Source organism: Sphingomonas sp. Leaf30, assembly GCF_001422525.1.
In the GTDB taxonomy this organism is placed as follows: Bacteria; Pseudomonadota; Alphaproteobacteria; order Sphingomonadales; family Sphingomonadaceae; genus Sphingomonas; species Sphingomonas aerolata.
Genome location: NZ_LMKZ01000001.1, coordinates 381845 through 395400, shown reverse-complemented (window position 1 = coordinate 395400; position 13556 = coordinate 381845). Strand labels below are relative to the sequence as shown.

The window sequence follows — 13556 nt, the reverse complement described above, 5'->3', positions numbered from 1 at the left end:
ATCCAGAGTTACGGGCGCCGTCCTACCTGGCTCTCGATCCTGACTTTCGTCAGGATGACGGGGTGGAGATGTCCGGGCGCGCCCCGCAACGCCCACGGACGCGGCATTTGCCGTCCGCCGCGGGTCGTTTATAGCGGGGCGGAACGGGGGAGCTTTCTTGCAGACGGACATATTCTGGGTCGCGCCGACGCTGTCGCTGGCGCTCAGCTACCTGCTGGGGTCGATCCCGTTCGGCGTCATCCTGACGCGGCTGGGCGGCGCGGGCGATCTGCGGACGATCGGATCGGGCAATATCGGCGCGACCAACGTGCTGCGGACCGGGCGCAAGGGCCTTGCCGCGGCGACACTGCTGCTCGACATGGCCAAGGGGCTGGTCGCGGTGCTGCTGGTCGCGCATCTGTTCCCCGGCAACGCGCTGCTCGCGGCGGCCGGCGCCTTTATCGGCCATTGCTACCCGGTCTGGCTGCGGTTCCGCGGCGGCAAGGGCGTCGCGACGCTGATGGGAATCGTCGTCGCGCTCCACTGGCCGCTCGGGCTGGTCTATGCGGTGGTGTGGCTCGGCCTGCTCGGCACGCTGCGGATCTCGTCGGTCGCGGGCATCGCCGCGGCGTTCAGCGCACCGCTCGCCGCCGCGCTGTTCGGGCGCACGGATCTGGTCCTGCTGCTCCTCGCGCTCGCGCTGATCGTCGGGTGGAAGCACCGCGAGAACGTCCAGCGGCTGCTCGCCGGGACCGAGCCGCGGATCGGTGGCACCAGCCGGCCGCGCGGTGGCTGACACCGCGGTCGCCAGACTTCGGCTCATCCGTACGACCGGGATCGGACCGGTCACCTATCGCCAGCTGATCGCGCGTTTCGGCAACGCGCAGGCCGCGATCGACGCGCTCCCGACGCTGGCCGCACGCGGCGGCGGGCGCGTCCCGCGGGTCGCGGACCGGACGCTGGTCGACCGCGAGATGGCGGCGACGGCGCGGCTCGGCGCCCGCTACCTCTTTGTCGACGACCCCGATTACCCCCGCCTGCTGGCCGAGACCGAGACCGCGCCGCCGGTGCTGATCCTGCGCGGCGACATCGCGCATGCGACACGGCCGTGCATCGCGATGGTCGGCGCGCGCAACGCGTCGGCCGCCGCCTGCCGCTTCGCGCGCGAACTCGCGCATGCGCTCGCCGAGGCGGGCACGACGGTCGTGTCGGGCGTCGCCCGCGGCATCGACACCGCCGCGCATGTCGGTGCGCTCGGGAAGAACGGCACGGGAACCGGATCCGGCGGCACGATCGGCGTGATCGCGAGCGGTATCGACATCGCCTATCCGCCCGACAACGCCGCGCTGCAGGACGCGATCGCCGCGCACGGCCTGTTGCTCGCCGAACAGCCGCCCGGGACCGAACCCAAGGCGCGCAACTTCCCGTCGCGCAACCGCATCATCGCAGGGCTCTCGATCGGGACGGTGGTGGTCGAGGCGGTGCCTAAATCGGGCTCGCTGATCACCGCGCGGCTCGCCGCCGAGCAGGGACGCGAGGTGATGGCAGTGCCCGGCAGCCCGCTCGATCCGCGGGCGCAGGGGTGCAATCTGCTGATCCGCGAGGGGGCGACGCTGGTCCAGTCGGCCGCGGATATTCTCGAACAGATCCGCCCGTTCGACAGCCGCTCGGTCCGCTCGCCCGTCGACGCCTATACAGGTCAGGACACCGGCGGCGGGTATCCGGACGATGCGAGCGAGGCCGACCGGCGCGCGGTCGCCGACCTGCTCGGCCCCGTCCCCGTCGGGATCGACGAACTCGTCCGCCAGTCGCACCGGGCGCCCGCGATCGTCCAGCTGATCCTGCTCGAGCTCGAACTGGCCGGCCGGCTGGAACGGCATGCGGGCGGGCGGGTCAGCCTGATCTGGGCCGGGCCCGCCGGCTAGGCGCAACGCCGGTCGTCGCCAGCGCCAGCGCGATCGCCGCACGCTGTTTCCGGGCGAGCGCGTCCGCATCGTCGCAGGCCTGCTCGATCGTCGCGATCAATCCGTCGAGCTCGCGCTGATCGTCCTCGATCAGCAGCGGCGTGGTCGTGCGCAGCGCGGCCCGGCGCAGCGTCGCGATCCGTCGCGCCAGCACCGCGCTTTTGCCTTGCGCGAGGACGAGTGCCGCGGGGGTCATGCGACGCCCGCCGGATCCAACCTGACACTGGTCAACGTCGCAGCGCGGCAGGACGCGCTTTCCCGGTCGGGGGCAGTACAGCGCGGCAGAGGGCCCTGATATGTCATGCAATCCGCCGAAATGAGCGCCGATCGATGCGATCTTACACCAACAATTAACCTGATTTGGATCAACTATCCAGCATATGCTCTATCGACATCACTTCGACCAGTCCCGGGCGGGGACGCCATCCGGCCTGCACGATCCGCGCCCGCGATCGCGCACCGCGATGCCGCCACCGCGCCCGCCCTGCCTCTGACAAACGGGCGCGGGCGCCCTATCTGGCGCACTCATGCCGACCAAGCGCCTGCTTGACGGCACCACCCGAACGCCGTCACCCTCGTACGCGTACACGTAAGGATCCCGGTTTCCCCATGCAGCTTGTCATCGTCGAATCGCCTGCCAAGGCCAAAACCATCGAGAAGTATCTCGGCAGCGACTATCGCGTGCTGGCCAGCTACGGCCATGTCCGCGACCTGCCGCCCAAGGACGGCTCGGTGGATCCCGACGATCAGTTCGCGATGACGTGGGAGAATTACGCCGACAAGTCGAAGCAGCTGAAAGCGATCACCGACCTCGCCAAGACCGCCGACCGCCTGATCCTCGCGACCGATCCGGATCGCGAGGGCGAGGCGATTTCGTGGCACGTCCGCGAAGTGCTGCGTGCGCGCAAGGCACTGCCGAAGGAGGTCGAGCGCGTCACCTTCAATGCGATCACCAAGGCGACCGTCACCGAGGCGATGAAGAACCCGCGCGAGCTCGACGATGATCTGATTGATGCGTACCGCGCCCGCCGTGCGCTCGATTACCTCGTGGGCTTCACGCTCTCGCCGGTGCTGTGGCGCAAGCTGCCCGGCGCCAAGTCCGCCGGCCGCGTCCAGTCGGTCTCGCTGCGCCTGATCGTCCAGCGCGAGCGCGAGATCGACGTCTTCAAGCCGCAGGAATATTGGTCGGTGACGGCCGAGATGGAGCATGACGGCACCGCGTTCCAGGCGCGCCTGACGCAGTTCGAGGGCAACAAGCTCGACCGGCTGTCGATCGGCAACGAGGGCGATGCGCTGCGTGCCAAGCAGGCGGTGCTCGACGGCAATTTCTCGGTCCAGACGGTCGAGACCAAGCCTGCCACGCGCAACCCGCCGCCGCCGTTCACGACCTCGACGCTGCAGCAGGAGGCGTCGCGCAAGCTCGGCTTCTCCGCCGATCACACGATGCGGATCGCGCAGGGTCTCTACGAGGACGGCGCGATCACCTATATGCGTACCGATGGCGTGCAGATGGACGGCAGCGCGATTTCAGCCGCACGCCTCGCGGTCGCGAACCGCTTCGACGCGAGCTACGTCCCCGACAAGCCGCGCCAGTACCAGTCGAAGGCGAAGAACGCGCAGGAAGCGCATGAGGCGATCCGTCCGACCGATTTCGGCAAGGACAAGGCCGGCGGCGGCGATCATGCGCGGCTCTACGACCTGATCTTCAAGCGCGCGCTTGCCAGCCAGATGGCGTCGGCGCGGATGGAACGCACGACGGTCGAGATGGCCGACGGCACGGGGCGCAACATCCTGCGCGCGACCGGTCAGGTCGTGCTCTTCCCCGGCTATCTCGCCTTGTACGAGGAAGGCGCCGACGACACGCAGGACGAGGACGCACGCCGCCTGCCGCGGATGAAGGAGGGCGATGCGCCGGCCAAGAAGAAGGTCGACGCCGAGCAGCACTTCACGCAGCCGCCGCCGCGTTTCTCGGAGGCCAGCCTCGTCAAGCGGATGGAAGAGCTCGGCATCGGTCGTCCGTCCACCTATGCGTCGATCATCAAGACGCTGAAGGACCGCGCCTATGTGCGGATCGAGAAGAACCGCTTCTTCGCCGAGGAGTCCGGGCGGCTCGTGACAGCGTTCCTCGAGCGCTTCTTCGAGAAATATGTCGGTTACGACTATACCGCGGAGCTCGAGGAGGAACTTGACGACGTGTCAGGCGGCCGCGCGCAGTGGCAGTCGGTGCTCGACGCGTTCTGGCGCGATTTCAAGCCGCGCACGTCCGAGGTGATGGAGCAGCAGCCCAGCGCGATCACCGCCGAACTCGACACCTTCCTCGCGCCCTATCTGTTCCCCGCCAAGGCGGACGGCGGCGATCCGCGGCTCTGCCCGAATTGCGGCGAGGGGCAGCTCGCGCTGCGTGGCGGCAAGTTCGGCGCGTTCATCGCCTGCTCCAACTATCCCGAGTGCAAATACACCCGCCGCTTCGCGCAGCCCGGCGGTGACGCCGAGGCGGATGCGGGTCCGTCGACGCTCGGCACGCATCCCGACACCGGCCAGCCGATCGAGCGCAAGTCGGGACGCTTCGGCCCGTATCTGCAGATCGGCGAGGGCGAGGATCGCAAGATGGCGTCGATCCCGAAGGATATCGGCGAGCTCAACCTCGAATGGGCGGTCAAGCTGCTCTCGCTCCCGCGGACGGTCGGCAACCATCCCGAGACCGGCGAGCCGATCATCGCGACGATCGGCAAGTTCGGGCCGTATCTGAAGCATCAGGGCAAATATGCGCGCCTCACCACGACCGCGGACGTGTTCGAGACGGGCATGAACGCGGCGGTCGTGAAGCTCGCCGAAGCCGCGGCCGGCGGTGGTCGCACCGCGCGCGGGGCGCAGGCGCCGCTGAAGATACTCGGCAACCATCCGCGTACCGAGGCGGAGATCAAGCTGATGGAGGGGCGTTACGGCCCCTATGTCACCGACGGCACGACGAATGCGACGCTGCCCAAGTCGATCGAGAAGGACCAGCTGACGCTGGAGGAAGCCGCCTCGCTGATCGACGCGCGGGCCGCGGCGGCGCCTGCGACGAAGAAGAAGAAGGCGCCCGCCAAGAAGCCCGCGGCGAAGAAGGCACCGGCCAAGGCCGCGGCAGCCAAGGACGGGGAGGCGAAGACGGCGCCGGTGAAGAAGGCGCCGGCAAAGAAGGCGCCGGCGAAAAAGGCCGCGCCCAAGAAGAAGGCCGCAGCGGAATGACGCCCTGATCCTCCCCCGTCAGGGGGAGGATACAGACAGAAGGCTTACGCCGCGCGGCGCTGCGTCAACTGCATCCAGTCGCGCGCGGCGCGCTGCGCCACCGCAATGTCGCGCGGGCTCATGTCCTCGGCGATCTGTGCGCGGCATTCCTGCGCCGCGTGATTGCCCGACACCGCCGCCAGGTTGAACCATTTATGCGCCTCGATCAGGTCGAGCACGACGCCCGCGGTGCCGGTCGAATACACCATCCCGAGTTCGTAAAAGGCGTGCCCGTCGCCGCGCGCGGCATCGGCGAGGCGCCGTTCGATCAGGAAATTCTTGGTCTTGAGCCTGCCAGCCATTGTCGGTCCCCGCTGTTCCTGCCGACAGACTGGACCGACTCGGCCTGCTCAATGGTTAACGGGGCATTCCGTAGGATTGCCTAGTCGACCGCGATATTGTCGATCAGCCGGGTCGTGCCCATCCGCGCCGCCGCCAGCAGGCGCCGCGGGCGGCCCGCGCCGGGCTGTTCCGCCCCCGTCTGCTCGACGAGAGTCTCGGCATCCGCGAGCGCGACATAGTCGATCGCGAAGCCCGCGCCGACCAGCGCGGTCCGGGCGTCGTCGAGCACGGCGGCGACATCCTCGCCGCGGGCGATCGCGCGCGCGGCGACGCCGAGCGCACGCGGCAGGGCGACCGCCTGTCGGCGCTGGTCGTCGTCGAGATAGATGTTGCGCGACGACATGGCGAGGCCGTCATCGTCGCGCTGCGTCGGGACGCCGACGATCTCGATCGCAAAGTCGAGATCTGTGACCATCCGGCGGATGACGGCGAGCTGCTGGAAGTCCTTTTCACCGAAATAGGCAGCATCCGCGCCGACCTGGTTGAACAGCTTGGCGACGACGGTCGCGACGCCATCGAAATGGCCGGGACGCGCGGCCCCGTCAAAGCCCTCGCTCACCCCGGCGACGCTGACGTTGGTGGCAAAGCCGTCGGGATACATGACCTCGACGCCCGGCGCCCAGAGCAGGTCGCAGCCGACCTCGGTCAGCAGCCTGATGTCCGCCATCTCGCGCCGCGGATAGCGCGCGAGATCCTCGTTCGGGCCGAACTGTTTGGGGTTCACGAAGATCGACGCGACGACCTTCGTTCCCGGGCGTTTCGCCGCCTCGATCAGCGCGACATGGCCGGCATGGAGCGCCCCCATCGTCGGGACGAGCGCGACGCGCTGGCCGGCCGCGCGGAACGCGGCGACGCTTTCGCGCAGCATATTCAGGTCCCTGACGGTGTCCACGTGAAACTCCCACTCGATAAGTACGGTCGCGGCTTCTATGAAGGGCGTCACTCACGATCAATAAGGAAACGCGCGTTGGCCACGGGCCCGGATTCCCCTCACGCTTCGACGCACGTCATCGTGTTCGCCAACGAGAAGGGCGGCACGGGCAAATCGACGACCGCGGTCCATGTCGCGATCGCGCTGGCCGCCAGGGGCGCGCGGGTCGCCTGTCTCGACCTGGACCACCGCCAGCGCACCGTCGGCCGCTATCTCGACAACCGCGCCGAGACGATCAAGCGCACCGGCTCCGCGCTGCCGATGCCGCGTCACGCGACGCTGTCGGCGCAGACCGAGGACCAGTTCGAGGATCTGTGGCATTCGCTGTGCGCGGACTCGGATTTCCTCGTCGTCGACACGCCCGGCCGCGACGATCCGTTTGCGCGCACCGCCGCCGCGCTCTCGAACACGCTGGTCACGCCGATGAACGACAGCTTCGTCGATTTCGATCTGATCGGGCAGGTCGATCCCGAAACCTTCCAGGTGACGCGGCCGAGTTTCTATTCCGAGCTGATCTGGGATGCGCGCAAGCAGCGCGCCCGCGCGGACGGGACGACGATCGACTGGGTCGTGCTGCGCAACCGCCTCCAGCATATCGAGGCGCGCAACATGCGTCGCGTCTCGGATGCGCTGGTCCAGCTGTCGAAGCGGGTCGGATTCCGGATCATCCCGGGGCTCGGCGAGCGCGTCATCTACCGCGAGATGTTCCCCGCCGGGCTGACGATGATCGATGCGAAGGAATTCGGCGGCATGGGGCTGGCACACGTCGCCGCGCGCCAGGAACTGCGCGAGATGATGGCGGCGCTGCAGCTGCCCGAGCTGGTCGCCGAAACCGCGCCGCGCGCCGCCGCGCCGTCGTCGCCCGGCCCCGTGTCGGATGTCGCTGCATGACGGACCGCACCACGGTCCGCCGCAGGGCCGCGGCGTGACGTGGATCGCCACCGCACTGCTGATCTGGCTGGCCTGGCGGTATCTGCGCCCCAAGCCGAAACAGCGCGTGGTGACCGACGAGGCGGAAGCGCGCGCGATCCTGGGGATCGACGCGTACGCGGACGCCGATGCGATCCGTGGCGCGCACCGGCGGCTGATCGCCTCGGTCCATCCCGACCGCGGCGGCTCGACCGACCTGACGCGGCGGGTGAACGCCGCGCGCGACCTGCTGCTCAAACGCACGCGATAAGCCGACACAGAGACGTATGACGCATCAGTTCGACCCCAGCGCGCTGCGCGAATATGACGTTCGCGGGATCGTCGGCAAAAGCCTTGGCCCCGCGGACGCCACCGCGATCGGCCGGGGGTTCGCGACGCGCGTGCGCGGCATCGGCGGCACCCGCGTGGCGGTCGGCTATGACGGTCGCCTGTCCTCCCCTGCGCTCGAGGCGGCGCTCGTCGCGGGGCTGGTCGCGGGCGGTGTCGACGTCGTCCGGATCGGTCTCGGCCCGTCGCCGATGCTCTATTATGTCGAGGCGACGCTAGAAGTGGATGGCGGCATCCACGTAACCGGCAGCCATAATCCCGCCGAGTATAACGGCTTCAAGATGGTATTGCGTCACGCCCCATTTTTCGGTGACGACATCCAGGATCTTGCCGCGCTTGCCGCGTCGGGCGCGTGGAGCGAAGGCGCCGGCGTGGTCACCACCGCCGACCTGCGCGACGCCTATGTCGGCCGGCTGATGGCGGGCTATGCCGGCGGCGCCTTCCGGATCGGCTGGGATACGGGCAACGGCGCCGCGGGCCCGGTGATCGAGGCGCTGGTCAAGCTCCTCCCGGGTGAGCATCATGTGATCTTCGCCGAAGTCGACGGCAATTTTCCCAATCATCATCCAGATCCTACCGAAGAATCGAACCTTGCCGATCTGAAACAGCTCGTCACGGAAAACAACCTCGACTTCGGACTGGCCTTTGACGGCGATGGCGACCGGATCGGCGCCGTCGATGCGCTGGGGCGGGTGATCTGGGGGGATCAGATCCTGTCCATCTTAATTGAGCCCGCGCTGCGCGAGCATCCCGGCGCAGCGATCGTCGCGGACGTGAAGTCATCCCAGGCGCTGTTCGACCGGATCACCGCGCTTGGCGGCAAGGCGGTGATGGCGCCGACCGGGCACAGCCTGATGAAGACCGCGATGACGCGCACCGGCGCCCCGCTCGGCGGCGAACTGAGCGGGCACCTGTTCTTCGCGGGCGACTATTACGGGTTCGACGACGCCGCCTATGCCGCGGTCCGCCTCATTCGCGCGGTGCATCTGTCGGGACAGTCGCTGACCGCGCTGCACGATGCGATGCCGGCGCTGGTCGCGACGCCCGATCTGCGCTTCCCGGTCGACGACGCGGAGAAGTTCGCGGTGGTGGACGCAGTCGTCGCACGGCTGGCGCGCGACGGCGCGGTGGTCGACCTGACCGATGGCGCGCGCGTCACCACGCCCGAGGGCTGGTGGCTGCTGCGCGCGTCGAACACGCAGGCGATGCTGACGGTGCGCGCCGAGGCACGCACCGCCGACGCGCTTGCCAGCCTGCTCGCGGCCGTCGACGCGCATCTCGCGGCCTGCGGCGTGACGCGGGCCTGATCCGCCTGCCACCCCGCGCGCGGCGATTGACTCGGGGCCGCGCTACCCTACCCTCCGCCAACATCCCAAGGAGTGCCGCGTGGAGCGACCCATCGACGAATTCCGGTCCAGCACGCGCCGCTGGCTGCTCGGCAGCTTTGCCGGCTGGGGAACGCTGCTGGCCTGCCTGGTCGGCGTGGGCTTCGTGCTGATCGGGCTGCGGTGGCTCCGGAACCGGAGCACGACCTTCGAGGTCACCGACCAGCGGCTGATCGTGAAGCGCGGCATCCTGTTCAAGACGATCGACGAGATCGAGCTCTACCGGATCAAGGACGTCCGGCTCGGCTATTCGCTGCTCAACCAGATGACCGACATCGGCACGATCGTGCTGACGTCGACCGATCGCACGACCGGCGGCGGCGAATTCGTCCTGCGCGACGTGCCGATGGCGCGCGACCGGCGCGAAGGGCTGCGCACGCTCGTCGACCGTGCGCGCCAGCGGCGCGGCGTGCGCGAGGTCGATATCGACCGGGATGGTGCATACGCGCTGGATTAGCCGCGCTTTTGTCCCCACATGGCAGTCATGGCGCCATCTTATGCAAAGCCCAAACCCCAGCCGCAGATGATCCGGGTCATCGACCTCGAGACCACCGGATCGGCTCCCCCCGCGCACGGCGTGTGCGAGATCGGCTGGCAGGACGTCGCGCTGGGCGAGGACGGGCGCTGGGAAATCTACGGCGAGGGCGGCAGTCTGCTGGTCAATCCGGGCCGGCTGATCCCGCCGGTGACGCAGGCGATCCACCATATTCTCGACGAGCATGTCGCCGATGCGCCCTGGTGGCATGATTGCGCGCGCCAAGTGCTCGATCCCTGGCCGCGACGGCTCGCGCTGGCCGCGCACCGTGCCGATTTCGAACAGAAATTCTGTACCCCCGCGCTGACCCGCGATGCCGAATGGATCTGTACCTGGAAATGCGCGCTGCGGCTGTGGCCCGATTCGCCGAGCTTCTCGAACCAGGTGCTGCGCTATTGGCGCAAGCCCGCGGGGATGGAGCATGAGCGCGGCCTGCCCGCGCATCGTGCCTTCCCCGACGCCTATGTCACCGCCTTCCATCTGCGCGACATGCTCAACGAGGCGAGCCTGGCGCAGCTGATCGAATGGTCGCGCGATCCCGGGCTCATCCCGCGCGTGCGCTATGGTCCCGACCGCGGCAAGGAATGGTCCGAACTGGATCACGAGACCCTGATGGCCTTCCTGACCGATCGCGATCCCGATATCCGCTTCACCGCCAATCATGAGATGGATCGGCGCAGTGGTGGCGGCCGTGTCGGCAAGGCAAGCGCGCAGGAACTGTTGCTTTAGAACCAATGACTTCGATAGCACCTAAGTCGTAGCGGCGTCGACGCAAGCGCTGGCCCGATCCTGCCGGGCCTGTCCCGTTGTCACCTGCCCGGTCGACAATGCCCTCAACGACTGCTCTATCCGGCCGCCGTCCGTCAGTATCGCTGGCGTAACGATAGGCGGTATCCTAGACGGGTCGCATATGGCGCGTATCAGCTTGAAACTTCCCCAGTCGGAAGGGCGCATCGCCCGCTGGCTGGTCGCGTTCATGACGCTCGGCTTCGTCGCGCTGGCCGCTGCCGCGGTCGCGATCGGCTGGATCACGGTGCGTAACGCGCGCTACACCGCCGATATTCTTCATACGCAGGACGTCCGCCAGGCGATCGCCACGTTGCAGGTCGAGATGGAGCAGTCGGAAACCGCGCGGCGCGGCTATCTTCTGACCGGCCTGCCCCTGTTCTCGACGGCCTATGAGACGACGGCCCAACGGCTCGCGCCGGCGCTGACGGCGCTGCGCTCCTCGACTCACGACAATCCACGCCAGACCGCGCGGCTCGACCTGATCGAACCGCGGGTGGGCCAGTTGCGCAGCCTGCGGACGCAGTCGATCGCGCTGGTCGACGCGGGCCGGATCGGCGAGGCGCAACGCCGGTTCGCGGTCGATGCGAGCGTCCCGCTGATGCGCAGCATCCGCTACCGGCTGCGGGCGATGGCGGCCGAGGAAGTTCGCCTGCTCGAGATCCGCAGTGACCGCCAGCAGCGGTCGAACATGCTGTTCCTGTCGGTGGCGGGCCTCGCGGCGTTGCTGCTGCTCGTCGTGGCGATCCTCGCGATCCTGGTGATCCGGCGCTACACCGCCGATCTCGGCGCGTCGCGCGACCGGCTGCATCTGCTGAACGAGACGCTCGAGGATCAGGTGGTCGAACGGACCGCGGATCTCAGCCGGGCGAATGACGAGATTCAGCGTTTCGCCTATATTGTCAGCCACGACCTGCGCTCGCCGCTCGTCAACGTGATGGGCTTCACCGCGGAGCTGGCCGAGGCCGCCGCACCGCTGGCGGCGCTGATCGATCGGGCGGAGGCGATCGCGCCGGAGATCGTCACGCCCGAGGCGCGGATCGCGGCGCGCGAGGACCTGCCCGAGGCGATCGGCTTCATCCGCGCCTCGACTCAGAAGATGGACCGGCTGATCAACGCGATCCTGAAGCTGTCGCGCGAGGGGCGGCGGTCGATCACCCCCGAACCGGTCGACCCGGCCGCCGTCGGCGACGCGATCGTCGCGTCGATTCAGCACCTGATCGACGATCGCGGCGCGACTGTGACGATCGACCGCCCCCTGCCCGCACTCGTCACCGACCGGCTCGCGCTCGAACAGATCCTGTCGAACCTGATCGAGAATGCGACCAAATATCTTCAGCCCGGACGGCCGGGCGTGATCCGGCTTGCCGGCACGCGCGAGCGCAATCGCGTGATCCTGTCGGTCATCGACAATGGCCGCGGGATCGCGCCGGGCGATCACCAGCGCGTCTTCGACCTGTTCCGCCGTGCCGGGCCGCAGGACCAGCCCGGCGAGGGCATCGGCCTCGCGCATGTCCGCGCGCTGGCTTATCGGCTGGGCGGAACGATCGACGTGGTCTCGACGCTCGGCGAAGGCGCGACCTTCCGGCTCAACCTTCCCTTCGACCTCAGGTTACAGGATCCCGTGGCATGAACGATCACAAATCCGTCGGCATCGTGATGATCGAGGACGACGAGGGCCATGCGCGCCTTATCGAGAAGAACATCCGTCGTGCGGGCATCCTCAACGATATCCGCCATTTCACCGATGGCACGACCGCGCTCGACTTCCTGTTCGATGCGGCCGACGGTCCGGCCAAGAGCGGCCCTGCGCTGATCCTGCTCGACCTCAACCTGCCCGACATGAGCGGCACCGACATCCTCGCGCGGATCAAGGCGGAGGGCAGCCCGCTCCGACGCGCGCCCGTCGTCGTGCTGACGACCACCGACGACAAGGTCGAGATCCAGCGCTGCTATGATCTCGGCTGCAACGTCTATATCACCAAGCCGGTGAATTATGAGAGCTTTGCCCAGGCGATCCGCCAGCTCGGCCTGTTCCTGTCGGTGATCCAGGTCCCCTCGGCCGAGAGTTGAATGACCGGCAAACGCGTTCTCTATATCGATGACGATGCGGGTATCCGGCGGCTGGTCGGGCGCGCGATGGAGCGTCGCGGGTATCATATGACGCTGGCCGAATCGGGCGCGGACGGCATCGCGATGGCGCGCGCCGAACCGTATGACCTGATCGCGGTCGATCATTACATGCCCGGGATGGACGGGCTCGAGACGCTGAACGTGCTGCGCGCGCTGCCCGATGCGCCGCCCGTCGTCTATGTCACCGGGTCAGACGAGGGACGGATCGCGGTCGCCGCGCTGAAGGCGGGCGCGGCCGACTATGTCGTGAAGACCGTCGGCGAGGAGTTTTTCGAGCTGCTCGATGCGGCGTTCGAACAGGTCGGCGCGCGATCGGTGCTGCAACAGGCCAAGGCCGTCGCCGAGGCCGATCTGCGCGCGACCAATGCGCGGCTCGAGGCGCTGCTCGGCGAGGTGAACCACCGCGTCGCCAATTCGCTGCAGCTGGTCTCGGCGATGGTCAGCCTGCAGGCTGGCGCGCTCACCGACCCGGCCGCGCGCGAGGCGCTTGAGGATACGCAGCGGCGGATCCAGGCGATCGCGCAGGTCCATCGCCGCCTGTATACGAGCAACGATGTCGAGAGCGTCGACATGCGCGAATATCTCGGCGCGCTGGTCGACGAACTGGCCGAGACCTGGTCGAGCGAGGCGCTGCCACGCGCGTTGCGGCTGGTCGCCGAACCGATCCGGCTGGCGACCGACCGTGCGGTGTCGCTGGGCGTCATCGTCACCGAACTGGTCACCAATGCCTGCAAATACGCCTATCCCGCGGGATCGGGCGAGGTCCGCGTGACGCTGTCGCAGACCGATGACGGCCAGTTCCTGCTGGCGGTCGAGGACGATGGCTGCGGCATGCCCGCCGATGCCACGCCCCGCGGTACGGGGCTCGGCACCAAGCTGATCCGCGCGATGGCGCAGAGCCTGCATTCGATCGTCGAATATGACCGCGCGCATCGCGGCGTGCGCGCGACGCTCCGCGCCGAGGTGCGCTGACC

The 13556-nt window shown here is 68.3% G+C and carries 14 protein-coding genes; 11 read left to right on the top strand and 3 right to left on the bottom strand.

Annotation, left to right across the window (positions count from 1 at the left end; genetic code table 11):
• Window positions 1–157 precede the first annotated feature (157 nt).
• Both plsY and dprA read left to right on the top strand, forming a co-directional pair.
• Entirely contained in the window at window positions 158–775 is a 618-nt protein-coding gene (gene plsY, locus ASE89_RS01895) for a glycerol-3-phosphate 1-O-acyltransferase PlsY (RefSeq protein WP_056673530.1), read from the top strand.
• Window positions 768–1904, top strand: coding sequence for a DNA-processing protein DprA (dprA, locus tag ASE89_RS01890; RefSeq protein WP_056675147.1), 1137 nt, complete (start codon window positions 768–770; stop codon window positions 1902–1904). Before plsY ends, dprA begins: the two co-directional genes overlap by 8 nt.
• On the opposite strand, the gene ASE89_RS01885 is transcribed toward dprA, so the two are convergent.
• Complete coding sequence (locus tag ASE89_RS01885; protein ID WP_056673527.1) at window positions 1873–2139, bottom strand: hypothetical protein; 267 nt, start codon at window positions 2137–2139, stop codon at window positions 1873–1875. The two genes, dprA and ASE89_RS01885, sit on opposite strands and share 32 nt — an antisense overlap.
• 413 nt (window positions 2140–2552) lie before the next feature.
• Here ASE89_RS01885 and topA point away from each other — a divergent pair, with 413 nt between their 5' ends.
• Window positions 2553–5174, top strand: a complete 2622-nt coding sequence (gene topA / locus ASE89_RS01880; RefSeq protein WP_056673524.1) for a type I DNA topoisomerase — start codon at window positions 2553–2555, stop codon at window positions 5172–5174.
• A gap of 44 nt (window positions 5175–5218) precedes the next feature.
• Here the strand turns inward: topA and ASE89_RS01875 are convergent, their stop codons facing one another.
• On the bottom strand, window positions 5219–5515 hold the full coding sequence (locus ASE89_RS01875; protein WP_056673520.1) for a hypothetical protein: 297 nt from the start codon (window positions 5513–5515) through the stop codon (window positions 5219–5221).
• Window positions 5516–5595: 80 nt separating this feature from the next.
• A complete protein-coding gene (gene panC / locus ASE89_RS01870; RefSeq protein WP_056673517.1) occupies window positions 5596–6447 on the bottom strand; it encodes a pantoate--beta-alanine ligase in 852 nt (283 codons plus the stop codon).
• A gap of 75 nt (window positions 6448–6522) precedes the next feature.
• On the opposite strand from panC, the gene ASE89_RS01865 reads away from it, so the two are divergent.
• From ASE89_RS01865 to ASE89_RS01830, 8 genes are all read left to right on the top strand, one after another.
• Window positions 6523–7377: a division plane positioning ATPase MipZ gene (locus ASE89_RS01865; RefSeq protein WP_056406822.1), complete on the top strand. Its 855-nt coding sequence runs from the start codon at window positions 6523–6525 to the stop codon at window positions 7375–7377.
• Between the two features lie 34 nt (window positions 7378–7411).
• Window positions 7412–7666, top strand: coding sequence for a molecular chaperone DnaJ (locus ASE89_RS01860; RefSeq protein WP_056675144.1), 255 nt, complete (start codon window positions 7412–7414; stop codon window positions 7664–7666).
• A 16-nt stretch (window positions 7667–7682) separates the two neighbouring features.
• Window positions 7683–9050, top strand: coding sequence for a phosphoglucomutase/phosphomannomutase PgmG (pgmG, locus tag ASE89_RS01855; protein ID WP_056673515.1), 1368 nt, complete (start codon window positions 7683–7685; stop codon window positions 9048–9050).
• Between the two features lie 79 nt (window positions 9051–9129).
• Window positions 9130–9585, top strand: coding sequence for a PH domain-containing protein (locus ASE89_RS01850; RefSeq protein WP_056673512.1), 456 nt, complete (start codon window positions 9130–9132; stop codon window positions 9583–9585).
• Window positions 9586–9612: 27 nt separating this feature from the next.
• Window positions 9613–10392 carry an exonuclease domain-containing protein gene (locus tag ASE89_RS01845; protein WP_042467016.1) on the top strand — a complete coding sequence of 260 codons (780 nt, stop codon included), beginning with the start codon at window positions 9613–9615 and terminating at the stop codon, window positions 10390–10392.
• Window positions 10393–10573: 181 nt separating this feature from the next.
• On the top strand, window positions 10574–12082 hold the full coding sequence (locus ASE89_RS01840; RefSeq protein WP_056673510.1) for a sensor histidine kinase: 1509 nt from the start codon (window positions 10574–10576) through the stop codon (window positions 12080–12082).
• The gene (locus tag ASE89_RS01835; RefSeq protein ID WP_031394819.1) at window positions 12079–12522 is read left to right on the top strand and encodes a response regulator; all 444 of its coding nucleotides are present in this window, start codon (window positions 12079–12081) and stop codon (window positions 12520–12522) included. Before ASE89_RS01840 ends, ASE89_RS01835 begins: the two co-directional genes overlap by 4 nt.
• The gene (locus ASE89_RS01830; RefSeq protein ID WP_056673507.1) at window positions 12523–13554 is read left to right on the top strand and encodes a sensor histidine kinase; all 1032 of its coding nucleotides are present in this window, start codon (window positions 12523–12525) and stop codon (window positions 13552–13554) included.
• Window positions 13555–13556: the final 2 nt, after the last annotated feature.